Source organism: Leifsonia sp. NPDC056824, from assembly GCF_042789575.1.
In the GTDB taxonomy this organism is placed as follows: Bacteria; Actinomycetota; Actinomycetes; order Actinomycetales; family Microbacteriaceae; genus Leifsonia.
This window is the reverse complement of record NZ_JBHUAV010000004.1, coordinates 213,865-238,151: the sequence shown is the minus strand read 5'-3', so window position 1 is coordinate 238,151 and position 24,287 is coordinate 213,865. Positions and strand designations below refer to the sequence as shown.

The 24,287-nt window shown below is 70.2% G+C and carries 25 protein-coding genes; 19 read left to right on the top strand and 6 right to left on the bottom strand.

Annotated elements, in window-relative coordinates; all coding sequences use genetic code 11:
- Positions 1–7: 7 nt before the first annotated feature.
- The 5 genes from ACFRFH_RS16440 to ACFRFH_RS16420 are packed head-to-tail and all read left to right on the top strand — an operon-like array spanning position 8 to position 4,035.
- Positions 8–907, top strand: a complete 900-nt coding sequence (locus ACFRFH_RS16440; protein WP_382464064.1) for a F0F1 ATP synthase subunit gamma — start codon at positions 8–10, stop codon at positions 905–907.
- 25 nt (positions 908–932) lie between these two features.
- Positions 933–2,396: a F0F1 ATP synthase subunit beta gene (gene atpD, locus ACFRFH_RS16435; RefSeq protein WP_382464063.1), complete on the top strand. Its 1,464-nt coding sequence runs from the start codon at positions 933–935 to the stop codon at positions 2,394–2,396.
- A gap of 2 nt (positions 2,397–2,398) precedes the next feature.
- Positions 2,399–2,674, top strand: a complete 276-nt coding sequence (locus tag ACFRFH_RS16430; protein ID WP_382464062.1) for a F0F1 ATP synthase subunit epsilon — start codon at positions 2,399–2,401, stop codon at positions 2,672–2,674.
- A 2-nt stretch (positions 2,675–2,676) separates the two neighbouring features.
- The gene (locus ACFRFH_RS16425; RefSeq protein ID WP_382464061.1) at positions 2,677–3,234 is read left to right on the top strand and encodes an AAA family ATPase; all 558 of its coding nucleotides are present in this window, start codon (positions 2,677–2,679) and stop codon (positions 3,232–3,234) included.
- Positions 3,235–4,035, top strand: coding sequence for a YaaA family protein (locus ACFRFH_RS16420; protein WP_382464060.1), 801 nt, complete (start codon positions 3,235–3,237; stop codon positions 4,033–4,035).
- Positions 4,036–4,346: 311 nt separating this feature from the next.
- On the opposite strand, the gene ACFRFH_RS16415 is transcribed toward ACFRFH_RS16420, so the two are convergent.
- Positions 4,347–4,973, bottom strand: a complete 627-nt coding sequence (locus tag ACFRFH_RS16415) for a DNA-3-methyladenine glycosylase I (RefSeq protein ID WP_382464059.1) — start codon at positions 4,971–4,973, stop codon at positions 4,347–4,349.
- Positions 4,970–5,467: a methylated-DNA--[protein]-cysteine S-methyltransferase gene (locus ACFRFH_RS16410; protein ID WP_382464058.1), complete on the bottom strand. Its 498-nt coding sequence runs from the start codon at positions 5,465–5,467 to the stop codon at positions 4,970–4,972. The genes ACFRFH_RS16415 and ACFRFH_RS16410 overlap by 4 nt, the downstream gene beginning before the upstream one ends.
- A 132-nt stretch (positions 5,468–5,599) precedes the next feature.
- Here ACFRFH_RS16410 and ACFRFH_RS16405 point away from each other — a divergent pair, with 132 nt between their 5' ends.
- The 4 genes from ACFRFH_RS16405 (at position 5,600) to ACFRFH_RS16390 (ending at position 11,029) form a co-directional block, all read left to right on the top strand.
- On the top strand, positions 5,600–6,571 hold the full coding sequence (locus tag ACFRFH_RS16405; RefSeq protein ID WP_382464057.1) for an aldo/keto reductase: 972 nt from the start codon (positions 5,600–5,602) through the stop codon (positions 6,569–6,571).
- A 74-nt stretch (positions 6,572–6,645) separates the two neighbouring features.
- Positions 6,646–7,290, top strand: coding sequence for a TetR/AcrR family transcriptional regulator (locus tag ACFRFH_RS16400; RefSeq protein WP_382464056.1), 645 nt, complete (start codon positions 6,646–6,648; stop codon positions 7,288–7,290).
- Positions 7,281–9,014, top strand: a complete 1,734-nt coding sequence (locus tag ACFRFH_RS16395; protein WP_382464055.1) for an ABC transporter ATP-binding protein — start codon at positions 7,281–7,283, stop codon at positions 9,012–9,014. The genes ACFRFH_RS16400 and ACFRFH_RS16395 overlap by 10 nt, the downstream gene beginning before the upstream one ends.
- Entirely contained in the window at positions 9,011–11,029 is a 2,019-nt protein-coding gene (locus tag ACFRFH_RS16390) for an ABC transporter ATP-binding protein (RefSeq protein WP_382464054.1), read from the top strand. The genes ACFRFH_RS16395 and ACFRFH_RS16390 overlap by 4 nt, the downstream gene beginning before the upstream one ends.
- A gap of 63 nt (positions 11,030–11,092) precedes the next feature.
- Here the strand turns inward: ACFRFH_RS16390 and ACFRFH_RS16385 are convergent, their stop codons facing one another.
- Positions 11,093–11,875, bottom strand: a complete 783-nt coding sequence (locus ACFRFH_RS16385) for a DUF1206 domain-containing protein (protein ID WP_382464053.1) — start codon at positions 11,873–11,875, stop codon at positions 11,093–11,095.
- A 117-nt stretch (positions 11,876–11,992) separates the two neighbouring features.
- Between ACFRFH_RS16385 and nusA the strand changes: the two genes are divergently transcribed.
- The 6 genes from nusA (at position 11,993) to ACFRFH_RS16355 (ending at position 18,179) form a co-directional block, all read left to right on the top strand.
- A complete protein-coding gene (gene nusA, locus ACFRFH_RS16380) occupies positions 11,993–13,000 on the top strand; it encodes a transcription termination factor NusA (protein WP_382464052.1) in 1,008 nt (335 codons plus the stop codon).
- A 149-nt stretch (positions 13,001–13,149) separates the two neighbouring features.
- Entirely contained in the window at positions 13,150–13,443 is a 294-nt protein-coding gene (locus ACFRFH_RS16375; RefSeq protein WP_382464051.1) for a YlxR family protein, read from the top strand.
- Between the two features lie 80 nt (positions 13,444–13,523).
- Entirely contained in the window at positions 13,524–16,331 is a 2,808-nt protein-coding gene (infB, locus tag ACFRFH_RS16370) for a translation initiation factor IF-2 (RefSeq protein ID WP_382464050.1), read from the top strand.
- A gap of 74 nt (positions 16,332–16,405) precedes the next feature.
- A complete protein-coding gene (rbfA, locus tag ACFRFH_RS16365) occupies positions 16,406–16,849 on the top strand; it encodes a 30S ribosome-binding factor RbfA (RefSeq protein ID WP_382464049.1) in 444 nt (147 codons plus the stop codon).
- Positions 16,850–16,897: 48 nt separating this feature from the next.
- Positions 16,898–17,881, top strand: a complete 984-nt coding sequence (locus ACFRFH_RS16360) for a class I SAM-dependent methyltransferase (protein WP_382464048.1) — start codon at positions 16,898–16,900, stop codon at positions 17,879–17,881.
- 4 nt (positions 17,882–17,885) lie between these two features.
- Positions 17,886–18,179: a YciI family protein gene (locus ACFRFH_RS16355; RefSeq protein WP_345836433.1), complete on the top strand. Its 294-nt coding sequence runs from the start codon at positions 17,886–17,888 to the stop codon at positions 18,177–18,179.
- Positions 18,180–18,206: 27 nt separating this feature from the next.
- Here ACFRFH_RS16355 and ACFRFH_RS16350 read toward each other — a convergent pair whose 3' ends face one another.
- The gene (locus ACFRFH_RS16350; protein ID WP_382464047.1) at positions 18,207–19,091 is read right to left on the bottom strand and encodes an A/G-specific adenine glycosylase; all 885 of its coding nucleotides are present in this window, start codon (positions 19,089–19,091) and stop codon (positions 18,207–18,209) included.
- 39 nt (positions 19,092–19,130) lie between these two features.
- Between ACFRFH_RS16350 and ACFRFH_RS16345 the strand changes: the two genes are divergently transcribed.
- The gene (locus ACFRFH_RS16345) at positions 19,131–19,721 is read left to right on the top strand and encodes a hypothetical protein (RefSeq protein ID WP_382464046.1); all 591 of its coding nucleotides are present in this window, start codon (positions 19,131–19,133) and stop codon (positions 19,719–19,721) included.
- Here the strand turns inward: ACFRFH_RS16345 and ACFRFH_RS16340 are convergent.
- On the bottom strand, positions 19,718–20,725 hold the full coding sequence (locus tag ACFRFH_RS16340) for a ketopantoate reductase family protein (protein WP_382464045.1): 1,008 nt from the start codon (positions 20,723–20,725) through the stop codon (positions 19,718–19,720). The genes ACFRFH_RS16345 and ACFRFH_RS16340 overlap by 4 nt on opposite strands.
- A gap of 99 nt (positions 20,726–20,824) precedes the next feature.
- The gene (locus tag ACFRFH_RS16335) at positions 20,825–22,285 is read right to left on the bottom strand and encodes a DHA2 family efflux MFS transporter permease subunit (protein ID WP_382464044.1); all 1,461 of its coding nucleotides are present in this window, start codon (positions 22,283–22,285) and stop codon (positions 20,825–20,827) included.
- 72 nt (positions 22,286–22,357) lie between these two features.
- On the opposite strand from ACFRFH_RS16335, the gene ACFRFH_RS16330 reads away from it, so the two are divergent.
- The 3 genes from ACFRFH_RS16330 to ACFRFH_RS16320 are packed head-to-tail and all read left to right on the top strand — an operon-like array spanning position 22,358 to position 24,281.
- Entirely contained in the window at positions 22,358–22,996 is a 639-nt protein-coding gene (locus tag ACFRFH_RS16330; protein WP_382464043.1) for a TetR/AcrR family transcriptional regulator, read from the top strand.
- Positions 22,993–23,916, top strand: a complete 924-nt coding sequence (truB, locus tag ACFRFH_RS16325; protein ID WP_382464042.1) for a tRNA pseudouridine(55) synthase TruB — start codon at positions 22,993–22,995, stop codon at positions 23,914–23,916. Before ACFRFH_RS16330 ends, truB begins: the two co-directional genes overlap by 4 nt.
- The gene (locus tag ACFRFH_RS16320) at positions 23,913–24,281 is read left to right on the top strand and encodes a hypothetical protein (RefSeq protein ID WP_382464041.1); all 369 of its coding nucleotides are present in this window, start codon (positions 23,913–23,915) and stop codon (positions 24,279–24,281) included. Before truB ends, ACFRFH_RS16320 begins: the two co-directional genes overlap by 4 nt.
- Positions 24,282–24,287 lie beyond the last annotated feature (6 nt).

Here is a 24,287-nt window from a genome sequence, read left to right as displayed (position 1 = left end):
AAGACACATGGGAGCACAGCTTCGGGTCTACCGGCAGAAGATCAAGTCTGCCCAGACGACCAAGAAGATCACCCGTGCCATGGAGCTGATCTCCGCCTCACGCATCCAGAAGGCGCAGGCCAGGGTGGCCGCCTCCACGCCGTACGCCCGCGCGATCACGCGCGCGGTGTCGGCGGTGGCGACCTACTCGAACGTCCAGCACGTCCTCACCACGGAGCCGGAGAAGATCGAGCGCGCAGCGATCGTCATCTTCTCCTCCGACCGGGGTCTCGCCGGCGCGTTCAACTCGAACGTGCTCAAGGAGTCGGAGAAGCTCGCCGAGCTGCTGCGGAGCCAGGGCAAGGAGGTCGTCTACTTCCTGATCGGGCGCAAGGCGCAGGGCTACTTCAGCTTCCGGCGCCGCGGGTTCGAGCGGGTGTGGACGGGCAACACGGACAGCCCCGAGTTCGAGCAGGCCAAGGAGATCGCCGACGCGGTCCTCGAGTCCTTCCTGCGTGACGCGTCAGACGGCGGCGTGGACGAGATCCACATCATCTACAACCGCTTCGTGAGCATGCTGACCCAGGAGCCCCAGATCGTCCGCCTGCTTCCGCTGGAGGTCGTCGAGGGCATGGAGGAGCCGGACCGCACGCAGGTCCTGCCGCTCTACGAGTTCGAGCCCGACGTCAACACGGTGCTCGACTCGCTCCTGCCGGTCTACATCGAGAGCCGCATCTTCAACGCGATGCTGCAGTCCGCAGCCTCCAAGCACGCGGCGACGCAGAAGGCCATGAAGGCCGCCAGCGACAACGCCGACAAGCTCATCACCGACTACACGCGACTGGCGAACAACGCCCGTCAGGCGGAGATCACCCAGCAGATCTCCGAGATCGTGGGCGGCGCTGACGCGCTGAGCTCGGCAAAATAATCGTCCAAACGAGAGAGAACGAATCATGACTACCGCTACCGCCGAAGCCCAGGCTTCGACCGCGCAGCCGGCCGGCGTGGGACGCATCGCCCGCGTCACCGGTCCGGTCGTCGACATCGAGTTCCCGCACGACTCGATCCCGGGCATCTACAACGCCCTGAAGACCACCATCACGATCGGCGAGCAGTCGACCGAGATCACGCTCGAGGTCGCACAGCACCTCGGCGACGACCTCGTCCGCGCCATCGCCCTGAAGCCGACCGACGGCCTGGTCCGCGGCGGCGAGGTGCGCGACACCGGCTCGCCCATCACGGTGCCCGTCGGTGACGTCACCAAGGGCAAGGTCTTCAACGTGACCGGCGACATCCTCAACGGCGAGCCCGGCGAGAAGATCGAGATCAGCGAGCGCTGGTCCATCCACCGCCAGCCGCCGGCGTTCGACCAGCTCGAGTCCAAGACCCAGCTGTTCGAGACCGGCATCAAGGTCATCGACCTCCTCACCCCGTACGTGCAGGGCGGCAAGATCGGCCTGTTCGGCGGCGCGGGCGTCGGCAAGACCGTCCTCATCCAGGAGATGATCCAGCGCGTCGCGCAGGACCACGGTGGTGTGTCGGTGTTCGCCGGTGTCGGCGAGCGCACCCGTGAGGGCAACGACCTCATCCACGAGATGGAGGAGGCGGGCGTCTTCGACAAGACCGCGCTCGTCTTCGGCCAGATGGACGAGCCGCCGGGAACGCGTCTGCGCGTCGCCCTGTCGGCGCTGACGATGGCGGAGTACTTCCGCGACGTGCAGAAGCAGGACGTGCTGCTCTTCATCGACAACATCTTCCGCTTCACGCAGGCGGGCTCCGAGGTCTCCACGCTGCTCGGCCGTATGCCGTCCGCGGTGGGCTACCAGCCGAACCTCGCCGACGAGATGGGCCTCCTCCAGGAGCGCATCACCTCGACCCGCGGCCACTCGATCACCTCGCTGCAGGCGATCTACGTGCCGGCCGACGACTACACCGACCCGGCGCCGGCGACCACGTTCGCGCACCTCGACGCCACGACCGAGCTCTCCCGTGAGATCGCGTCGAAGGGTCTGTACCCGGCCGTCGACCCGCTGACCTCGACCTCGCGCATCCTCGACCCCCGCTACCTGGGCGCCGACCACTACCGCGTGGCCACCACGGTCAAGCAGATCCTCCAGAAGAACAAGGAGCTGCAGGAGATCATCGCGATCCTCGGTGTCGACGAGCTGTCCGAAGAGGACAAGATCACCGTGTCGCGCGCCCGCCGCATCCAGCAGTTCCTCTCCCAGAACACCTACATGGCGAAGAAGTTCACCGGTGTCGAGGGCTCGACCGTCCCGCTGAAGGACACCATCGAGTCGTTCGACGCCATCGCCAAGGGCGAGTTCGACCACGTCGCCGAGCAGGCGTTCTTCAACGTCGGTGCGATCACCGACGTCGAGGAGAAGTGGGCCCAGATCCAGCGAGAGAACGGCTGATCATGGCAGTCCCCGGCGCCAATCAACTGCGTGTCAGCGTCGTCGCCGCCGACCACGAAGTATGGTCGGGCGAGGCGAGCATGGTCGTCGCACGGACCGTGGAGGGGCAGATCGGTATCCTGCCCGGCCACGAGCCGCTGCTCGCCATCCTCGCCCAGGGCGAGGTGCGCGTGACCCTGAACGGCGGGGAGTCGATCCGGGCGCAGGCCGACGACGGCTTCCTCTCCGTGGAGAACAACACGGTCACGATCGTGGCCCGTCAGGCCGAGCTGGTCTGACGATGTCCGACCAGAAAGCCCCGCTCGAACGGCAGTTCGGCGACGTCCGCGTCCCCGTGCTGATCGTGACGGCGGGGCTTCCCGGTTCCGGCAAGTCCACCATCGCGGAGATCATCGCCGGCCGCCTCGGCGCGACGGCGATCTCGGTGGACCCGATCGAAGGCGCGATCCTCAAGGCCGGCATCGACTCCGACCAGCCGACCGGTCTCGCCGCCTACCTGGTGGCCGAGCGGATGGCCGAGCAGGTGCTCGTCAGCGGGCACTCGGTCGTCGTGGACGCCGTCAACGCCGTCGAGCCCGCAAGGCTGCAGTGGCGCGACCTGGCGCAGCGGTGCGGCGTGAAGCTGCGCATCGTCGAGACCGTCTGCTCGGACGACGAGCTGCACGAGCAGCGACTCGCCAAGCGCACCGGCCTGATCGCGGCGTACGCGGTCGAGCAGAGCATCGACGAGTACTCCGAGTGGAAGGGCGCCGCGGCGTCGCTGCCGCGGGTGACCCTGGACACCTCCCGCCCGCTCGGCGAGAACGTCGACGCGGCACTCGCCTTCCTGGAGGGCTGAGTGCTCGTCCTGCTTCCCCCGTCGGAGACCAAGCGCGATGGGGGAGACGGAGAGCCGCTCGCCCTGAAGGCGCTCGGCTTCCCCGCGTTGAACGCGACGCGCAGGGGCGTCCTTGCGGACACGGTGGCGCTGTCGCGCACCCCGGAGGCCGCAGCGAAGGCGCTCAAGCTGGGACCGAAGCAGGCGCACGAGGTCCAGCGGAACCGCGGCCTGCGCCGGGCGGGGACGATGCCGGCGCTGCTGCGCTACACCGGCGTGCTCTACGACGCGCTGGATGCGCCGTCGCTGACCGAGGAGCAGTGGCGGTTCGCCGCGCGCTCCGTCGCGGTGCAGTCCGCACTGCTGGGGCTGGTGCGCGCGGACGACCCGATCCCGGCCTACCGGCTGTCCTTCGACTCGCGGCTCTCGCCGGCGCTCAAGAAGCGCTGGGCGGCGGTGTGCGCCACTCAGCTCGCGGCCGTCGACGGCGTCATCCTCGACCTCCGGTCGGAGGGCTATGCCGCGCTGGGCCCGCTGCCCGAACGCGAGGGAGTGCACTACCTGCGGGTGCTCGCGCGGGACGAGAGCGGCACCGTGCGTGCCCTCAACCACTTCAACAAGCAGGCCAAGGGCCTATTCGCGCGCGCCCTCATCGAGCGCGGCCAAGACGTCGCCTCCACGGACGCCCTGCTCGCCTGGGCCGCCGCCGAGGGCTACGAGCTGACGCGCTCGGCGGACCGGGCGGGCGAACTCGACCTCGTCGTCCCTGAGGTTGTGGGCGTGCCGGGGAAGCTCAGCGCGGTGCTGCGTTCAGCAAGCTGAACATCTGCCTCAGAGCGCAACGGGGCGGTGGTGCTCGGCGTGTAAGTGAGATAAGCTCATGTCACGAGAGAAGGGACAATCCCGCAATCCCGGCGCCGTGAACGCCGGAAGACCCACCCACATACCAGTCGGGCCGACGCGCAGATCGCGGACACATCATACGGATGTGCCGAGTCCGGAACCGGTGTGGCGGCAGCACAGTAAGTTCCGCCTGCGGTCGGGCACGAGCGGACGCGCCGTCACCAGCGAGAACGGTTCCGAGATCGACTTCGCCGGCCCGACTCTCTTATGCACGCTGTTCCTGGCGCGCGTCAGGCCGCGCGGAAGCAGCCCGCGAAGTGGTCGTCCACCATCCCGGTCGCCTGCATGAGCGCGTACATCGTGGTCGGCCCGACGAAGCGGAAGCCGCGACGCCGCAGCTCCTTGCTCATCTCCGTCGACTCCTCGGTGACCGACGGGACCTCGTGCCACTCGCGCGGCCGCGGCCGGGAGCCGGTGGGGGCGAAGCCCCACATCAGCTCCTCCAGCGGCACGTCGAGCGCGAGGGTCGCGCGTGCGTTCGAGATCGTCGCTTCGATCTTGCCGCGGTGGCGGATGATGCGCTCGTCGCCCAGCAGCCGCAGCACGTCGGTCTCGGTCATGGCCGCGACGCGCTCCGGGACGAAGCCGTCGAAGACCTCGCGGAACGCCGGCCGGCGCCGGAGGATCGTGATCCACGACAGCCCGGCCTGGAAGCCCTCCAGGCAGAGCTTCTCGTAGAGTGCGCGGGGATCGTGCTGCGGGGTGCCCCACTCCTCGTCGTGGTAGCGCCGGTACTCGGGGTCGTTCGCGGACCACGAGCACCTGGCCCGGCCGTCGTCGCCGACCGCCAGCGCCGCGCGCGCGACGGTCTCGGCCGGGAGGGTGGGCGTCGTCCCGGTCTGATCGGTCGTGCTCATGCCGCGAGGGTGATCCCCTCGTGCTCCAGCAGCCAGAGCTTGGTGGGGATGCCCTCGCCTCCGCTGTACCCGGTGATCTTGCCGCTGGACGCGAGGACGCGGTGGCAGCCGATGATGATGGGCACCGGGTTCGCCCCGACCGCGCCGCCGATGGCGCGCCCATAGCCCGCGTGGCCGAGCGACAACCCGAGCTCGCCGTAGGTGGTGAGCGTGCCGTACTCCAGCGAGGTGAGGCGCTCCCAGACGGCGGTGCGGAACGCGGTGCCGTTGAGGTGGACGGGGACGTCGAACTCCCGCCGCGTGCCCGCGAAGTACTCGTCGAGCTGCGCGGCCGCCGTCTCGAGAACGGCGTCGCGGTTCTCGGGGAGGTCGTCGTGGGGGAGCACGTCGTCGCGTGCGATCGAGAGGGACGTGACGGCCGTGCCGTCGCCGGTCAGCTCGATGCGGCCGATGGGGCTCGGCATCCGGAGGAGGGTGATCGTGGAACTGCTCATGGATCGACTCTACGGCCGGCCACCGACAGCCACTCGCGGAAATCGGACATCGGGGATAAGTCGCATTCCGGCCTCGGCTGTGGAGGACTAATTGGTCGGATCGCACTCCGGCCGCTGCCTAGACTCGAGGGCATGGCGAACATCGAATACCGCACCCTCGGCACCTCCGGCCTGGTCGTCTCGACGATCGGTCTCGGCTGCAACAACTTCGGCCGCGCGGGCACGGCCACCGAGACCCAGGAGGGCACCGACGCGGTCATCGACGCCGCGATCGACGCCGGTGTGACGTTCTTCGACACCGCCGACATCTACGGCAAGGAGCGCGGGCTCTCGGAGACGCTCATGGGCGCGTCACTCCAGGGCAAGCGCGACCGGATCGTGCTGGCCACCAAGTTCGGCATGGACATGGCGGGCGCGAACGGCCCCGACTGGGGCGTGCGGGGATCCCGCCGCTACATCCGGCTCGCCGTCGAGTCGTCGCTGCGCCGGCTGCGCACCGACTGGATCGACCTCTACCAGCTCCACACGCCCGACCCGGCGACGCCGATCGAGGAGACGCTGGAGACGCTGGACGACCTGATCGCCGAGGGCAAGATCCGCTACATCGGCCACTCCAACCTCGCCGGCTGGCAGATCGCGGACGCCGAGTTCACCGCCCGGCTCGCCGGGCACCCGAAGTTCATCTCCGCGCAGAACGAGTACAGCCTGCTCGTCCGCGGCGCCGAGCGGGAGGTGCTGCCGGCCGTGAACGCGTACGGCCTGGGCTTCCTGCCGTTCTTCCCGCTGTACAACGGGCTCTTCACGGGCAAGTTCAGCCGCTCGGGAGGTCCGGCGGACAGCCGCATCATGATGATCCGCAAGCACCTGCTCGACGGCGCCCCGTGGGACGCCATCGAGCGTTACCAGGCGTTCTGCGACGAGCGCGGCGTCACGATGCTGCAGGCGACCTTCGCCTGGCTGCTCGCCCAGCCGGGGCTCACCAGCGTGATCGCCGGGGCGACCCGTCCGGAGCAGATCGTGGCGAACGCCGAGGCGGCGACCGCGTGGACGCCGTCGGCGGAGGATGTCGCGACCATCGCGAGCTTCTTCCCGCTCGACCGCTGAGCAGAAGGGTTGTTCGCTCAGGGCGAACAGCCTCAGCATTGTGAGTGAGCACTCACTCCGCTTACGATTCCCGCGTGGAAACCGAGTTGGAGACGACGCGCAATCGCGCCCAGCCGCTGCCGCCGGAGGACCGCAAGGCGATGATCATCGCCGCGGTCATCCCGCTGCTGATCGAGCATGGCCGCGGCGTGACTTCGCGCCAGATCGCCGACGCCGCCGGGATCGCGGAGGGCACGATCTTCCGCGCCTTCGGCGACAAGGAGACGCTCGTCCAAGCCGCCATCGAGACATACCTCGACCCGGAGCCGCTGCGTGAGGCCTTGCGCGCCATCGATCCCGGCCTCCCGCTGGAGCTCAAGGTCCGCGCGATCGTCTACCTGCTCCGCGAGCGGTTCCAGAACGTCATGCGCATCATGGCCGTGGTCGGCCACGAGCGACCGCCGATCCCGCACGAGCGGACCGAGTTCGCGGCGATCATCGGTCGCATCCTCGCCCCGGAGGCCGACGAGCTGAACTGGCCGCCGGACCGCGTCGCGCACATCCTGCGCCTGATCAGCTTCTCGTCCGCGTTCCCCGCGCTGAACGACGGGATCGAGTTCAGCGTCGACGACCTCGCCCGGATCGCCCTCGTGGGCGTCGCCGGCCGGCCGTTCGCCATCTATACACCCGCCACGACCGCCGCCGACGCGGCAGACCAGGGAGAGCCCGGATGCTTCTGAAACTCCTCGGCCGGCACCTCCGGCCGCACTGGCGGCTGCTGATCGGGGTGCTGGTCTTCCAGCTCGCGCAATCGCTGCTGTCGCTCTGGCTGCCGACGCTGAACGCCGACATCGTGGACAACGGCATCGCCAGAGGCGACACCGGCTACATCCTGTCGACCGGAGCCGAGATGCTCGGCGTGACCGTCGTCCAGATCGCCTGCGCGATCACCGCGGTGTACTTCGGCGCCAAGGTGGCCATGCTGGTCGGCCGCGACCTCCGCGGCGCGATCTTCCACCGCGTCGGCGAGTTCTCCGAGCGCGAGGTGACGCACTTCGGCGCCCCGTCGCTGATCACCAGGAACACCAACGACGTCCAGCAGGTGCAGATGCTCGTGCTGATGACCTGCACGCTCCTGGTGTCGGCTCCGATCCTCGCGATCGGCGGCATCATCCTGGCGATGCAGCAGGACATCCAGCTCTCCTGGCTGATCGCGGTGAGCGTGCCGGTGCTGCTGATCGCCGTGAGCATGATCATCGTGCGGATGGTCCCGCAGTTCCGAAAGATGCAGGAGCGGATCGACCGGGTCAACCGCGTGCTGCGGGAGCAGCTCACCGGCATCCGCGTGGTGCGCGCGTTCGTGCGGGAGGACGTCGAGACCGCGCGGTTCCGGGTCGCCAACGACGAGGTCACCGCCACCGCGATCAAGGCGGGTCGCCTGTTCGCCCTGATGTTCCCGATCGTGACGCTGATCCTCAACGTCTCGAGCGTCGCCGTGATCTGGTTCGGCGCGCACCGCGTCTCCGACGGCTCGATGCAGATCGGCACGCTGACCGCGTATCTGCAGTACCTCGCGCTGATCCTGATGGGCGTGATGATGTCGACCATGATGGCGATGTTCGTGCCGCGGGCGGCGGTCTGCGCCGACCGCATCGGCGAGGTGCTGAACACGGAGCCGTCGGTGGGCGCCGTCGAGAACCCGATCACCGAGGTCACCGCCCGAGGGACGGTCGAGTTCGTCGGCGTCGGCTTCTCCTACCCGGGGGCCGAGCAGCCCGTTCTCAGCGACGTGACCTTCTTCGCGGAGGCCGGCAAGACCACCGCCGTGATCGGCAGCACAGGTGCAGGCAAGACGACGCTGGTCAACCTCATCCCGCGGCTGTTCGACGCCACCAGCGGCATCGTGCTGGTCGACGGCGTGGACGTCGCGGAGCTCGAGCCGGAGCTGCTCTGGTCGCGCATCGGCCTGGTGCCCCAGAGGCCGTACCTGTTCTCCGGCACGGTCGCCAGCAACCTCCGCTACGGCAACCCGGACGCCACCGACGACGAGCTCTGGCGGGCGCTGGAGATCGCGCAGGCGAGGGGCTTCGTGGAGGAGATGCCCGACAAGCTGGACGGGCCGATCGCCCAGGGCGGCACGAACGTCTCCGGCGGCCAGCGGCAGCGCCTGGCGATCGCCCGCGCGCTCGTGCGCCGCCCGGAGATCTACATCTTCGACGACTCGTTCTCCGCGCTCGACACCGCCACCGACGCGCGCCTGCGCAGCGCGCTCGCCCGCCACGAGTCGGAGGCCACCATGATCGTCGTGGCCCAGCGGGTGTCGACCATCGTCGACGCCGACCAGATCGTCGTCCTGGAGGACGGCAAGGTGGTCGGCCGCGGCACGCACGCCGAGCTCGTGGAATCCAATCCGACCTACGCCGAGATCGTCTCGTCGCAGCTCACCGCGGAGGAGGCGGCATGACCCGCGAAGACAGCGCCCGTCGTCCCGCTCCCGCCGCGGCGCCCGCCGGTTCCCCGGCCGCGACCCAGACGCCCGTCCGGACCCCGCCGCGCCGCGGCCCCGGCGGCCCGTTCGGCGGGATGACGTTGCCCGGCGACAAGTCGATGAACTTCGGACCGTCGGCCAAGCGCCTCGCGGCACGGCTGCGACCGGAGCGGGCGGGGATGGTGTTCGTCACACTCCTCGCCGTGGCCAGCGTCGTGTGCCTCGTCCTCGGACCGAGACTGCTCGGCAACGCGATCAACCTCGTGTTCGCCGGGGCCATCTCGGCCCACCTCCCGAAGGGCATCACGCAGGCGCAGGCCATCGCCGGTCTGCGGGCGAACGGCCAAGGCCAGCGCGCCGACCTGATCTCCGGGATGACGCTCACCCCGGGCCAGGGCATCGACTTCGTCGCGGTCGGCCACGTCCTGATGTGGGTGCTCGCGCTCTACATCGCGTCCTCGCTGCTCGCGTACCTCCAGGGCTACGTGCTCAACGGGATCACCCAGCGCACCGTCTACCGGCTGCGCCAGGACGTCGAGGCGAAGATCCACCGGCTCCCGCTGACCTACTTCGACCGGATGCAGCGCGGCGAGCTGCTGAGCCGGGTCACCAACGACATCGACAACATCTCGCAGACCCTCCAGCAGACGATGAGCCAGCTGCTCACCTCGCTGCTGACGGTGATCGGCGTGACGGTGATGATGTTCGTGGTGTCGCCGCTGCTCGCCCTGATCGCGATCATCACGATCCCGCTGACCCTCGTGATCACGATGCTGATCGCCAAGCGCTCGCAGAAGCTGTTCGTCGCGCAGTGGCGCAACACCGGCGAGCTGAACGGCCAGATCGAGGAGGCTTTCACCGGCCACTCGCTGGTCAAGGTCTTCGGGCGGCACCGCGAGGTGGAGGAGCGCTTCCGCTCCAAGAACCAGGAGATGTACCAGGCGAGCTTCGGCGCACAGTTCATCTCGGGCCTCATCATGCCGTCGATGATGTTCGTCGGGAACCTGATGTACGTCGCCATCGCGGTGGTCGGCGGCCTCCAGGTGGCCAGCGGCGCGATGCAGCTCGGGGACGTGACGGCGTTCATCCAGTACTCGCGCCAGTTCACGCAGCCGCTCACCCAGCTCGGCTCGATGGCCAACCTGTTGCAGTCGGGCGTCGCGAGCGCCGAGCGGGTCTTCGAGCTGCTGGACGCCGACGAGCAGAGCGCGGACCCCGCCGAGCCGGTCGAGCACCGGGGCACCCGCGGCCGGCTGGCCTTCGAGGACGTGTCGTTCCGGTACCTGCCGGACCAGCCGCTCATCGAGGACCTCTCGCTGGTGGCCGAGCCCGGCCAGACCGTCGCGATCGTCGGGCCGACCGGCGCGGGCAAGACCACGCTGGTCAACCTGATGATGCGCTTCTACGACCTGGACTCCGGCCGGATCACGCTCGACGGCGTGGACATCGCGACGATGACCAGGCACGACCTCCGCGACCGGATGGGGATGGTGCTGCAGGACACCTGGCTGTTCAAGGGCACGATCCGCGAGAACATCGCGTACGGCCGGCCCGGCGCGACCGAGGAGGAGATCCTGGACGCCGCCCGTGCGACGTACGTCGACCGGTTCGTGCACTCGCTGCCGGACGGCTACGACACGGTGCTGGACGACGAGGGCTCGAACGTCTCGGCGGGCGAGAAGCAGCTGCTCACGATCGCGCGGGCGTTCCTCGCCCGGCCGAGCGTGCTCATCCTGGACGAGGCGACCTCCTCGGTCGACACCCGCACCGAGCTGCTCGTGCAGAAGGCGATGAGCGCGCTGCGTGCCGACCGCACCTCGTTCGTGATCGCGCACCGGCTGTCCACCATCCGCGACGCCGGGCTCATCCTCGTGATGGAGGCCGGACGCATCGTGGAGCAGGGCACCCACGCCGAGCTGCTCGCCCGGGGCGGCGCCTACTACACCCTCTACAACGCGCAATTCGCGGCTCCCGCGGAGGAGGAGGCCTGACGATTCGTGCCGAATGTCGCGTTTGGCGCGCCGAAACGCGACATTCGGCACGAATGTCGCGGGCTACAGGCGCGCGCGGACGGCCCTGACGCACCAGAACAGGCCGTAGGCGAGCAGTCCGAGCGCGATCAGGACGAGCAGCACCACCCCGAACGGGAGGCTGACGAGCGTCTTGAGGCTGCCGTCCAGCCCGGCGGCCTTCGACGGGTCGAAGGTGACGGCGGCGACGACCACCAGGCCGCCGACCAGCAGCAGGGCGACGCCCTTCGCGATGTAGCCGACCCGGCCGAGGACAGTGATCGCGCCAGCCCAGCGGTCGGGCGGCAGCTTCAGGTCGCGCTCGAAGCGGTGCGTCGCGCCGTTGCGGATGAAGCCGACGCCCACCCCGACGATGACCAGCCCGATCAGCCCCAGCACGAACACGCCGCCGGGGAGGGCGAGCAGGCGCGCGCTGGCGGACTTGTCGCTCGACGACGTGTTGTGGCCGCCTCCGCTGGCGATGGTGATCGTCAGGTACGCGAGCCCGCCGTAGACCACCGCCTTAACGACCTCCAGCGCCTTCTTGCCGGCGCCAGGAACGGTGAACGCCACCAGCACCTGCCAGAGCGCCAGCACGATCAGGCCGACCACGATCAGCCAGAGCACGAACACGCCGCCCGGCACCGCGGCGACCGCCTGCAGGGCGCCGGACTGGTCGGCCTGGCCTCCGGCTCCGAACGCCACGGCCAGCGCGATGACGCCGATGAGGATGTGCAGGAGGCCGATCGAGGCCAGGCCCACGCGGGTGAGGGCACGCACCGTGGTGCTGTGCTGGAGCTTCGACGCTGTTCGGGTTGGCGTGCTCATGCCCTGCACGGTACGCGGGGTCCCAGGCCGGCGGAATCTCCGGTACCGTAGATAGCTGAGTCCGCCGCGCCATCGCGCGGCGGCGAGGATCTGAATAGCTGAATAGAGGAGGCCGGCATGGACATCGACCTCAGCGTCTTGCGTCTCATGGAGCGCGAGAAGGAGATTCCCTTCGATGAGCTGGTGCAGATCATCGAGCAGGCCATCCTGACCGCGTATCTGAAGCACACCAACCAGGCCGACCACCGGCACGGGCACAGCGACCAGCCGCCCGCCGCGCGGGTCCACCTGGACCGCAAGACGGGGCATGTCACCGTCTACGTCCCGGAGCACGACGACGAGGGCAACATCATCGGCGAGGCCGAGGACAGCCCGAGCGACTTCGGCCGCATCGCGGCGTTCGCCGCCAAGCAGGTGATCAACCAGCGGCTGCGCGACATCGCGGACGACGCCGTGCTCGGCGAGTTCCGCGGCCGGGAGGGCGACATCGTCGCCGGCATCATCCAGCAGGGGCCGAACCCGCGCATGGTGCACATCGACCTGGGCAGCGTGGAGGCCATCCTGCCCCCCGAGGAGCAGGTGCCGGGCGAGGAGTACACGCACGGCTCGCGCATCCGCGTCTACGTCACGAGCGTGGCGAAGGGCCCCAAGGGCCCGTCGATCACGGTCTCGCGCACGCACCCGGCGCTCGTCCGCAAGCTGTTCGCGCTGGAGGTGCCGGAGATCGCCAGCGGAATCGTGGAAATCGTCTCGCTCGCGAGGGAGGCCGGCCACCGCACCAAGATCGCGGTGCGCGCGACCGTGCAAGGCGTGAACGCCAAGGGCGCCTGCATCGGCGAGCTGGGGCAGCGCGTGCGCGCGGTCACGGCGGAGCTGAACAACGAGAAGATCGACATCGTCGACTACTCGCCCGACCTCGCGACGTTCGTGTCGAGCGCGCTCTCACCGGCCAAGGTGACCAGCGCGTTCGTGATCGACGAGTCGCTCAAGGCCGTGCGTGCGCTCGTGCCCGACTACCAGCTCTCGCTCGCGATCGGCAAGGAGGGCCAGAACGCCCGACTCGCCGCGAAGCTCACCGGCGCGAAGATCGACATCCAGCCCGACTCCATCCTGGACGAGAAGTAAAAACTGCCGAAGGGCACGTTGTTGTCACTTTCGAGTGTGAAAAGTGACAACGACGTGCCCCTCGATTTGGGAATGTGCGGTGCTCGGGGGGCGTTGAGGGGGAGGGCGTCCGTTGGCGGGATTCGGCGCAGGGATGCGTGAGGGGTAAGATGGAAGCCGTCAGAACGTGCGTCGGATGCCGTTCTCGCGCTCCCCGATCCTCTCTTCTGAGGGTCGTCCTCCGGAATTCGGAAGTCGTGGCGGACCCGTCCGCCACTCTCCCCGGACGGGGCGCGTGGCTGCATCCGGTCGACGAGTGTCTCGATCTCGCACTCCAGCGCAGGGCCTTCGGGCGGGCGCTGAAGGTGCAGGAGGCCCTCGACCCGACGGCCATCCGGGCCGCACTGCGACCCCGGGTGGCATTGAGAGAACAGGCTGAAGAAGCAGTGACTTCACATGAGTGACAACAAATGAGCGGCTCGAAATGAGTGCCGTCCACTACTAACGCCTGCCCTGTCCGGGGTGGGCCCCAGACAGGAGAATTGTGGCTGCAAAACCACGCGTACACGAGGTCGCGAGCGAGCTCGGCGTCGACAGTAAAGTCGCGCTCGCGAAACTCAAGGAGATGGGCGAGTTCGTCAAGGGACCGTCCTCGAGCATCGAGCCCCCGGTAGCCCGCAAGCTGCGCGCCGCCCTGGAGGCTGAAGGCTTCACCGCCGACAAGGCGTCGGCGCCCAAGACGGAGGCCGCTCCGCGCCCCGCAGCGCCGCGCCCGCCGGCGTCCAGCGAGGCCGCAGGACCCAAGCCGCAGGCGCCGCTGTCCGTCGCCGAGCGTCAGGCCGCGGCCGAGAAGGCCGCGGCCGAGAAGGCCGCTGCCGAGAAGGCCGCCGCCGACAAGGCTGCCGCTGAGAAGGCAGCCCAGGAGGCTCCGGCCGCGTCCGGCGCGGCCGCCGCCGACAAGCCGGCCTCGCCGCGCCCCAGCACCGGGTCCGCCCCGGGCTCCGGCAGCATCCCGCGTCCGGGCAACGCGCGTCCGGGCAACAACCCGTTCTCGTCCAACCAGGGCATGGGCCAGCGGCCCAGCACCCCGCGTCCGGGGAACAACCCGTTCTCCAGCTCGCAGGGCATGGGCTCGCGCCCGAACCCGAGCCCCGGCAACATCCCGCGTCCGGCTCCGCCGCGTCCCGGCTCGCCGCGCATCGGCGCGCCCGGCCAGGGTGGCGGCGGCGGCAACCGTCCCGGCCAGCGCCCGGGCGGCGGCGGCGGTGGACGTCCCGGCTTCCAGCAGCGCCCGGGTGGCGCAGGTGGCGGCGCGGGCGGCGGCGGCTTCCAGCGTCCCGGCGGCGCCCCGGGCGGCGGCTTCGGCGCCCCGCGTCCGGCGGGCGGCGGCGGTGGCCGCGGTCGTGGACCGGGCGGCGGCACGGCCGGCGCGTTCGGTCGTGGCGGCGGCAAGTCCAAGGCCCGCAAGTCGAAGCGCGCGAAGCGCCAGGAATTCGAGATGAGGGAAGCTCCGTCGCTGGGCGGCGTGAGCGTTCCCCGTGGCGACGGCGGCACCGTTGTGCGCCTGCGCCGCGGCTCCTCCATCTCGGACTTCGCCGACAAGATCGACGCGAACCCCGCGTCGCTGGTCACCGTCCTCTTCCACCTGGGCGAGATGGCGACCGCGACCGAGTCGCTCGACGAGGCGACCTTCGCCATCCTCGGCGAGGAGCTGGGCTACAAGATCCAGGTCGTCTCCCCGGAGGACGAGGACCGCGAGCTCCTCGAGGGCTTCGACATCGACCTCGACGCCGAGCTGGAGGGCGAGTCCGACGAGGACCTCGAGATCCGGCCCCCGGTCGTCACCGTCATGGGTCACGTCGACCACGGTAAGACGCGCCTCCTCGACGCCATCCGCAACGCGAACGTCGTCGCGGGCGAGGCCGGCGGCATCACCCAGCACATCGGTGCGTACCAGGTGTGGACCGAGCACGATGAGATCGAGCGCGCCATCACCTTCATCGACACCCCTGGTCACGAGGCGTTCACCGCCATGCGTGCCCGTGGTGCGCAGGTGACGGACATCGCGATCCTCGTGGTCGCGGCGGACGACGGCATCATGCCGCAGACGATCGAGGCGCTGAACCATGCCCAGGCGGCCAACGTGCCGATCGTGGTCGCGGTCAACAAGATCGACAAGCCGGACGCCAACCCGGCCAAGGTGCGCCAGCAGCTCACCGAGTTCGGTCTGGTCGCCGAGGAGTACGGCGGCGACGTCATGTTCGTCGACGTGTCGGCCCGCAACAACATCGGCATCGACGCCCTGCTCGACGCGGTCCTGCTGACCGCCGACGCCGGGCTCGACCTCCGCGCCAACCCGAACAAGGACGCGCGCGGTGTCGCCATCGAGGCGAAGCTCGACAAGGGCCGCGGCGCCGTGGCGACCGTGCTCATCCAGTCCGGAACGCTGCGCGTCGGCGATGCGATCGTCGCGGGCACGGCTTACGGCCGCGTCCGTGCGATGGCCGACGAGAACGGCGACCCCGTCTTCGAGGCCGCGCCGTCCCGCCCGGTCCAGGTGCAGGGTCTCTCCAGCGTCCCGCGCGCCGGCGACACCTTCATCGTCACCGAGGAGGACCGCACCGCCCGGCAGATCGCCGAGAAGCGCGAGGCCGCAGAGCGCAACGCGCAGCTGGCGAAGGCCCGCAAGCGCATCTCGCTCGAGGACTTCACCCGTGCTCTGGAAGAGGGCAAGGTCGAGGCGCTCAACCTCATCATCAAGGGCGACGTGTCCGGTGCCGTGGAGGCGCTGGAGGAGTCGCTCATGAAGATCGAGGTCGACGACTCGGTCAGCCTCCGCATCCTGCACCGCGGCGTCGGCGCGATCACCGAGTCGGACATCGACCTGGCGACCATCGACAACGCGATCGTGATCGGCTTCAACGTCCGCCCGGACGTGAAGGCGCGCGAGCGTGCGGCCCGCGAGGGTGTGGATGTCCGCTTCTACTCGGTCATCTACAACGCCATCGAGGACATCGAGAACTCGCTCAAGGGCATGCTCAAGCCCGAGTTCGAGGAGATCCAGTCCGGTGTGGCCGAGATCCGCGAGGTGTTCCGCTCCTCCAAGTTCGGCAACATCGCCGGTGTCATCGTCCGGTCCGGAACGATCACGCGCAACGCCAAGGCGCGCGTCATCCGCGACGGCGTCGTGGTGGGGGACAACCTCGCCATCGAGTCGCTGCGCCGGTTCAAGGACGACGTCACGGAGGTCCGTACGGACTTCGAGGCCGGTATCGGTCTCGGCAAGTACAACGACATCCAGATCGGCGACGAGATCGAGACCACCGAGATGCGGGAGAAGCCCCGCGCGTGAATCGGTAGCCTGTGAGGCCCGGCGGGAGACCGCCGGGCCTTCGGCTTCCGCACCGAACATCCAAGGAGAACCACATGGCCGACCCGGCACGCGCGAGGAAGCTCGCCGACAGAATCCAGGTCATCATCGCCAAGCGGCTGGATCGCGGCCTGCGCGACCCTCGGCTCGGCTTCGTGACCATCACCGACGTGCAGGTGACCGGCGACCTCCAGCACGCCACCGTGTTCTACACGGTGTACGGCACCGACCAGGAGCGCGCGGACACCGCGGCGGCTCTGCAGGCGGCGACCGGCATGCTCCGCAGCGAGGTGGGCAAGAACATCACCGCGCGGCTGACGCCGACACTGGCGTTCCAGCTCGACGCCATCCCGGAGAACGCCGCCCACATCGAGGACCTGCTGCGCCAGGCCCGCGACCACGACACCGAGGTGGCGGGGCTCGCCACCGGCGCCAGCTACGCCGGCGACGAGGACCCGTACGTGAAGCCGCGCGAGGACGAGGACGAGGACGAGGACTGACCGGCACACGCGCGGAGCCGGTCGCCCGGCCCAGGTAGGGTGGCGGGTGTGACTGTCAGGAACATCGTGCGCAAGGGGCTCGCGCCCGTCATCGGTTCGGAACGGGTCGACAGGCTCGTGGACGGGGAGGCGAAGGCGCGGGCGTCGCTGGCCTCCTGGATCGCCCCCACGGAGCGGCCGGCCCCCGTGCCGGCCTCAGCCCCGGCCGAGACCGCCCCCGAGTCGGAGTACCCGCTCGCGCCCAACGGCTACCGCATCTACCCGTTCGACGCCTCGCGCTTCCCCGAGCCCACGCTGACGCGGCACGAGTTCCTGACCGGTCTGCACGAGGTGCTCCAGCCGCGTGCGTACCTGGAGATCGGTGTGGACGACGGCCGATCGCTCACCCTCTCGCGCACCAAGACGATCGGCGTCGATCCGGCCTTCCACATCGTCAGCCCGCTGCGGTCCGACCTGCTGCTCGCCCGCGAGACCAGCGACGATTTCTTCGCGTCGACGCAGGCGCAGGACCACCTGGCCGGCACCCCGCTGGACCTGGCGTTCGTCGACGGGATGCACTGGGCCGAGTTCGCCTACCGCGACTTCATCAATGTGGAAAAGCTCTGCGGCCCGCTGAGCGTCGTGGTGCTGGACGACATGATGCCACGGACGGTCCACGAGGCCGCCCGCGACCGCTACACGGACTCCTGGGCGGGCGACGTCTACAAGGTCGTGGAGCTGCTGCGCACCGAGCGGCCGGACCTGATCGTCGTGCCGGTGAACACCTTCCCGACCGGCGTCGTGCTCGTGCTGTCCGTCGACCCCGCTTCGACGGTGCTGGGCGACCGTTACGACGACCTCTTGGCCGGGCTGACCTCCGCGGACCCGCAGGACGTCCCCGACGAGGTGATCGAGCGCACGCGCGCCGTCGACGGCCGCGACCTGATCGCCTGGCCGGGCTGGGCGGAGCTGCGCGACCTGCGGGAGCGCCCGCGTGCGACGGCGATGCGCCGCAAGCTGCTGGCGTCGTTCGCCGAGACTTTCGTACGCTGAGACCATGTACGCCGTCTCGTTCTACGACCCAGACCCCGACACCACCCCTGAGCGGTTCCAGCGCGTCGTCGAGGCCTACCCGCGCCACAAGGCCTACCTGGACGCGTTCGCCGCGGAGACCGGGGACGTGCTGATGATCGGCACGTTCGGCGACCCCGGCACGCAGGGCTCGATGGCGGTGTTCCGGTCGCGGGAGGCCGCAGAGCGGTTCCGCGACGGCGACCCGTTCTTCACCGAGGGGCTGGTGTACCGGTCGCGGATACTGGACTGGAATCCGGTGGTCTTCGCGGAGAGCTGAGCGCCCCGTCTCAGTGCAGCATGTGGGTCAGGGCAGCGTGTAGCCGTCGCCCTCCGCGACCGCGAGGCCGTCGGCGAGAAGCCCGCGGAGGGCGCGGTCGCGCTGCTCGGCGTCGGGCCAGACGTCCTCCAGCTCGGCGACGGTGACCGGGATGTGCGAGCCGCGCAACTCGGCGAGGATGCGGCCGCGCACCTGCCGGTCGCTGCCATCGTACGCCTTCTGAACCGCTTTGCGCGGGCCGGCGTAGGCGGGATAGCCCGCCGCGCGCCACGCGCAGGTCGCCGCCAGCGGGCAGGCGTCGCAGCGTGGCGAGCGGGCGACGCACACGATCGCGCCGAGCTCCATCATCCCGGCGTTGAAGGCAGCGGCCGCCGGGCGGTCGTCGGGGAGCAGCGCGGTCATGGCGGCGAGGTCGCGCCGGGCGCTCGGCGGGGCGGGCTCGCCCTGGCCGTCGACGGCGCGCGCGATGACGCGGCGCACGTTGGTGTCGACGACGGGATGGCGCGCCCCGTACGCGAACACCGCGACGGCGCGCGCGGTGTAGTCGCCGATCCCCGGCAGCGCGAGCAGCGCCTCCACGTCGTCCGGCACGACGCCGCCGTGGCGCTCGGTGATCGCGACGGCCGCGGCGTGCAGCCAGAGCGCGCGGCGCGGGTAGCCGAGCGACTGCCAGGCGCGCACGGCCTCGCCGGGCGGGACGGCGGCCAGGTCGGCCGGCGTCGGCCACCGGGTCAGCCACTCCTCGAGCCGCGGGATGACGCGCGCCACCGGCGTCTGCTGCAGCATGAACTCGCTGACCAGCGTGCCCCACGCGGTGAAGCCGTCGCGGCGCCAGGGGAGGTCGCGGCGGTTGTCGTGGTACCAGTCCACGACCGCCATGGCGAACGCGCCCTGTCTGTACGCGTCTGGCATGCATCGAGGCTACCCGGTGCGGCGGCATATGCTCGTCCCATGATGCTGCCACCGACGCCGCGGGTCCTCGTCCTCCGCGAGATCGTGGCGGAGGTGCGCGCGCTCACGCCGGGCGGCCGGGTGGTGGTCGCGGTGGACGGCGGTGGCGGCACCTCGGGCTTCGCGGACGACCTCGCGGTGGTGTTCCGGGAGTCCGGGGTGGACACGCACCGTGCGTCGGTCGGCGACTTCCACCGGCCGCGTTTCGAGCGCACCCTGTTCGGACCGGAGACGCCGGAGCGCTTCTATCGGGACGCGTTCGACTACTCGACGCTTCAGCGGGTGCTGCTCGACCCGTTCCGGATGGCGGGCAGCACCGGGTTCCAGACCAGGGCGTTCGACGAGGTGCGGGACGCGCCGGTCGTCGCCCGGTGGGAGACGGCAGGGCCGGACGCCGTGCTCGTGGTCGACGGCGAGTTCCTGCTGCGACCGGAGCTGCGGCGGGAGTGGAACGCGTCGATCCTGCTGGTGAACACGCCACAGCGGGCCGTCTACGAGGAGGACGCGCGGCCGGGGGACTTCGCGACCTTCCTCGTCGACGACTCGGACCCGTCCGCTCCGGTGCGCGTGCCTCGTGCCGAGCGGGCCTAGCGGCCCAGCAGCGGGGCGAGCCGGCGCGCGACGTCGGCCGGCGCGATGAACGCCTTCGCGGCCTCCACCTCGTGCACCAGGCCGGTCAGCGCCGCGTTGACAGGCGCCTCCTGCCCGCTCGCGCGTGCCTCGGCGACGACCGCGCCGTTCAGGTAGTCGATCTCGCTGAGCTGGCCGCGCCGGATGCTCTGCAGCGTGGAGCCGGGGTTGGGTGTGGCTCCCATCCTGCGCCGCATCAGCAGCGGGACGACCTGAGCCAGCCAGCGCGGGGAGCGCGCGACGAAGCGCAGGATGCGGTCGTCCAGGCCCTGGATGCTGCCGAAGCGCACGCCGCGCGCGATGCCGACGCGGACGGCCTCCTGGAGGCTCGCGGTGATGATCGGGCGCAGTTCGCGGCTGCCGAGGGTCTCCTGAGTGCTGAGCCCGGTGATCGCGGGCATGGCGTTGACCTGGTTGACCATGAGCTTGGTCCACTGGCAGCCGGTGAAGTTCTCGACCGCGAAGCTGGGCATGGCGGCGTCGAGGATGCGGGCGGCCTCCACTGCACTCGCCGGCGGCTCGCCGTCGCCGGCGCCGAGGTAGGTGTTCGCGGTCGTGGTGACGGTGATGCGACCGGGGGAGAGGTAGCTGGCGGCGTAGAGCGCGAGCGCGCCGACGCAGTCCGAACCAGGGAGCAGCTCGGTCGCGACGCGGAGGCCGGCGAGGCCGTTCTGCACGACCACGACCGTGATGCCGTCGAGGAGAGCGGCGTTGTCGCGGATGGCGGCTTCGGCGTCCTGCGCCTTGGTGCAGACGAACACCAGCTCGGGCCGGGTCTGGAGCCGTTCGGCGGCGGCGACCCGCGCGGTGTGGACGCCCCAGCCGCCGTCGAGCCGGAGGCCGTCGGCGCGGATCGCCGCGAGCTGCTCGCCGCGCGCCGTGACCTCCACGAGGTGGCCGACCCGGTCGAGCAGCGCCGCGATCGTGCCGCCGATCGCTCCCGCTCCCACTACCCCGATTCGCACCTCCCCAGCCTAGGCTGCGCCCAAGCGTCGAACGCCGAAGGGCACGTAAACGCCCCTAAAACGCGGTTTTAGGGGCGTTTACGTGCCCTTCGATCGTTTCTAGTCGACGAGGACGGGGGTGAGGTCGGCTGCTTCCGGAGCGTCGGTGTGCGCGGCTGCGGCGAGCTCCGCCGCGCGGCGGCGGCTGGGCAGCGCGAGCGAGATCACCGCGGCCAGCGCCAGCGCCCCGGCGCCGACCCAGACGGCCGGGATGGCCGCGCTCACGTAGCCGGTCGGGGTGAGCGTGCCGCCCGCGCCGGTGAACACCGCGGTCAGCACCGCGACGCCGAGGGCGACGCCGATCTCCCGCAGCGTGGAGTTCGTCCCGGAGGCCTTGGCGTGGTCGGCCGTCCGCATGTTCGCCAGCACCGCGGTCGAGCTCGGCGCGAACACCAGCCCCATCCCGACGCCGGCCAGCAGGAACGGCGGCCACATCCCCGAGTACGGCAGCGTCGCGGAGAGCGTTCCGGCGATCCACGCCATGGCCACGGCGAGGAACACCAGCCCGACGCCGATCGGGAGGCGGGTGCCCGTGCGGCCGGACACCAGCCCGGTGAGCGGAGCGACGACCATCGGCGCCAGCGTCCACGGCATCGTCATGACGCCGGCCTCCAGCGGGGTGTGCCCCTGCACGACCTGGAGGAACTGGATGAGGATGAAGATCGCCCCGAAGATCCCGAAGCTGAAGGTCATGCCGACCAGGTTCGCGACGGTGAAGCTGCGGTCGCGGAACAGCCGCAGCGGCAGCAGGGGAGCGGAGGTGCGCGACTCCCAGAGCACGAACGCGACCAGCAGCGCGCCGCCGGCGATGAGCGCGAACAGCACCTCGGCGCTGTCCCAGCCCGCGTCGTTGCCGCGGACGATGCCGTAGACGAGCCCGAGCACACCGGGCGCGGCGAGCAGCAGCCCGACGATGTCCGCGCGCACGCGGTCGCCGAAGCTGTTCGGGAGGGCGAGCAGCACGAGCGGGACGGCGATGACGCCGAGCGGGACGTTCAGCCAGAAGATTGCCTGCCAGTTCCAGCCCTGCACGACGGCGCCGCCGATCAGCGGGCCGAGTGCGACGCCGAGGCCGGAGATGCCTCCCCAGATGCCGATGGCGGCGGGGCGCAGCTTCTGGCTGACGCTGCCGGCCAGCAGCGTCAGCGAGAGCGGCAGCAGGGCCGCGGCTCCGGCGCCCTGCACCGCGCGGGCGGCGATCAGCATCCACGGCTCGGTCGCGAGGGCGCTGGCGGCGCTGGCGAGCGTGAAGACGATGATGCCGCCGAGGAACACCGAGCGGCGGCCGAGCCGGTCGCCCATCCCGACGGCCATCAGCATGAGCGTCGCGAAGCTGAGCGTGTAGGCGTTGACGACCCACTGCAGCTGCTCGATGGAGGCGCTGAGGTCGCGGGCGATCACGGGCAGGGCGCTGGTGACGACCAGGTTGTCGAGGGTCGCCATGAACATCGGGAGGGAGGCCGCGACGATCGCGAGCCAGACGGGGATCCGGCGGGCTGCGCCGGGACGGGATGAGGTCATGGTCGCTTCCTGGATTGTTAGTAATCGAATGATTACAACGCACTTTAGTAATCGACTGATAACCTGTCAAGCATGACTTCGGCGATCAGTGAACGGATACCGTCGGCCGCGCGGCGCGAGCAGATCCTCGGCGCGGCGAGCCTCGTGTTCGGGGAGCGCGGCTACTTCGGTGCGACCACGGACCAGATCGCCAAGGCGGCCGGGATCAGCCAGCCCTACGTCGTCCGGATGTTCGGCAGCAAGGAGAACCTCTTCGTCGAGGTCCTGCAGCGCGCCCTCGACAAGCTGATGGCGAGCTTCCAGGCCACGATCGACGAGTGGCGGGCCGACGGCTCGCCCCTGGGGGAGGACGGCGCGGGCGGCGAGCACCACGAGATCGGCCGCCGCCTCGGGCTGGCGTACGTGAACCTCATCGAGGACCGCGGCATCCTGCTCTCGCTCATGCAGGCGTTCGGGATGGGCAACGACGCCGTCATCGGAGGGCGGGCCCGCGAGGGCTTCCTCGCGATCTACAAGCTGGTCCGCGACCAGGTCGGCTTCTCGCCCGACGAGGCGCGCACCTTCCTGGCCGAGGGCATGCTGCTGAACACGCTGCTCGGGCTCAAGCTGCCCGCCGAGTACGGCAAGGACGTCTGCGCCACCGAGATCATCGAGTCCACCTTCCGCACCAAGCTGCAGCTGGTCCTCGACGTCGCCGGCGAGAGCGCATGACCGGCAGCGGTCTGATCCTGGTCGACAAGCCCGGAGGCTGGACGAGCCATGACGTCGTCGCGCGCGTGCGCCGCCTGGCCGGCACCCGCAAGGTGGGCCACGCCGGGACGCTCGACCCGATGGCGACGGGGTTGCTCATCCTGGGCGTCAACTCGTCCACGCGGCTGCTGACCTACATCGTCGGCGCCGACAAGGAGTATCTGGCGACCATTCGACTCGGCGCGACCACGACGACCGACGACGCGGAGGGCGACGTGACCGCGGAGGCCGACCCGGCCGCGGTCGCCGCCGTGTCCGACGACGACATCGCCCGCGGCATCCGGGCGCTGACCGGCGAGATCGAGCAGGTCCCGAGCTCGGTGAGCGCGATCAAGGTGGACGGCAAGCGCGCCTACGCGCGGGTGCGGGCCGGCGAGGAGGTCGTCCTCCAGCCGCGCGCGGTGACCATCGCGGAGTTCGAGCTGCTGGCGGCCCGGCGGCTGCCCGAGGCGGCTGCGCCCGTCGCGATCGAGCTCGACGTACGCGTGGTGTGCTCCTCCGGCACCTACATCCGGTCGCTCGCCCGCGACCTCGGCGCGGGCCTCGGCGTCGGCGGCCACCTCACGGCGCTGCGCCGCACGCGGGTGGGCCCGTTCGACGTGCGGGAGGCCGGCGAACTCGATACGCTCGATGCCGAGGCCGCCCTCATCCCCGCCGCGCGAGCCGCCTCCGACCTCTTCGAGACGCTCGAGCTGACCGAGCAGCAGGCGATCGACCTGACGCACGGCCGGCGCATCCACATCGCCGATCGGGAGGGGCAGGGAGGCGAACCCGTCGCGGCCATCGCCCCCGGTGGCCACCTCGTGGGGCTCATCGAGTTCCGCGGAAAGGAAGCCAGGACCCTCGTGAACTTCCCGACCGACGAGATCGCCTCCGCATGATCGAATGGTTCGTGGCGCTGCAGGTCGGCGTCGCCGTGATCGGCGGCGTGCTCTGCCTGGTGCTCGGGTTCGCCGGGCGTGTTCCAGGCGACCTCACGATGGGCGCCGTCGCGCTGGTGGAGCTGCTGCTGATCGTGCAGCTCGTGATGGCGATCGTGGCGCCGCTGGTGGGCAACCCGCCCACCGGCAGCCTCGCCGAGTTCTACATCTACCTGATCTCGGCACTGCTGCTGCCGCTCGCCGGCGGCTTCTGGGCGCTGATCGAGCGCAACCGGTGGAGCACCGTCATCCTGGGCGGGGTCTGCCTCGCGATCGCGGTGATGGTGTACCGGATGGGGCAGATCTGGTTCGTTCAGGGGGCGTGAGCGGCG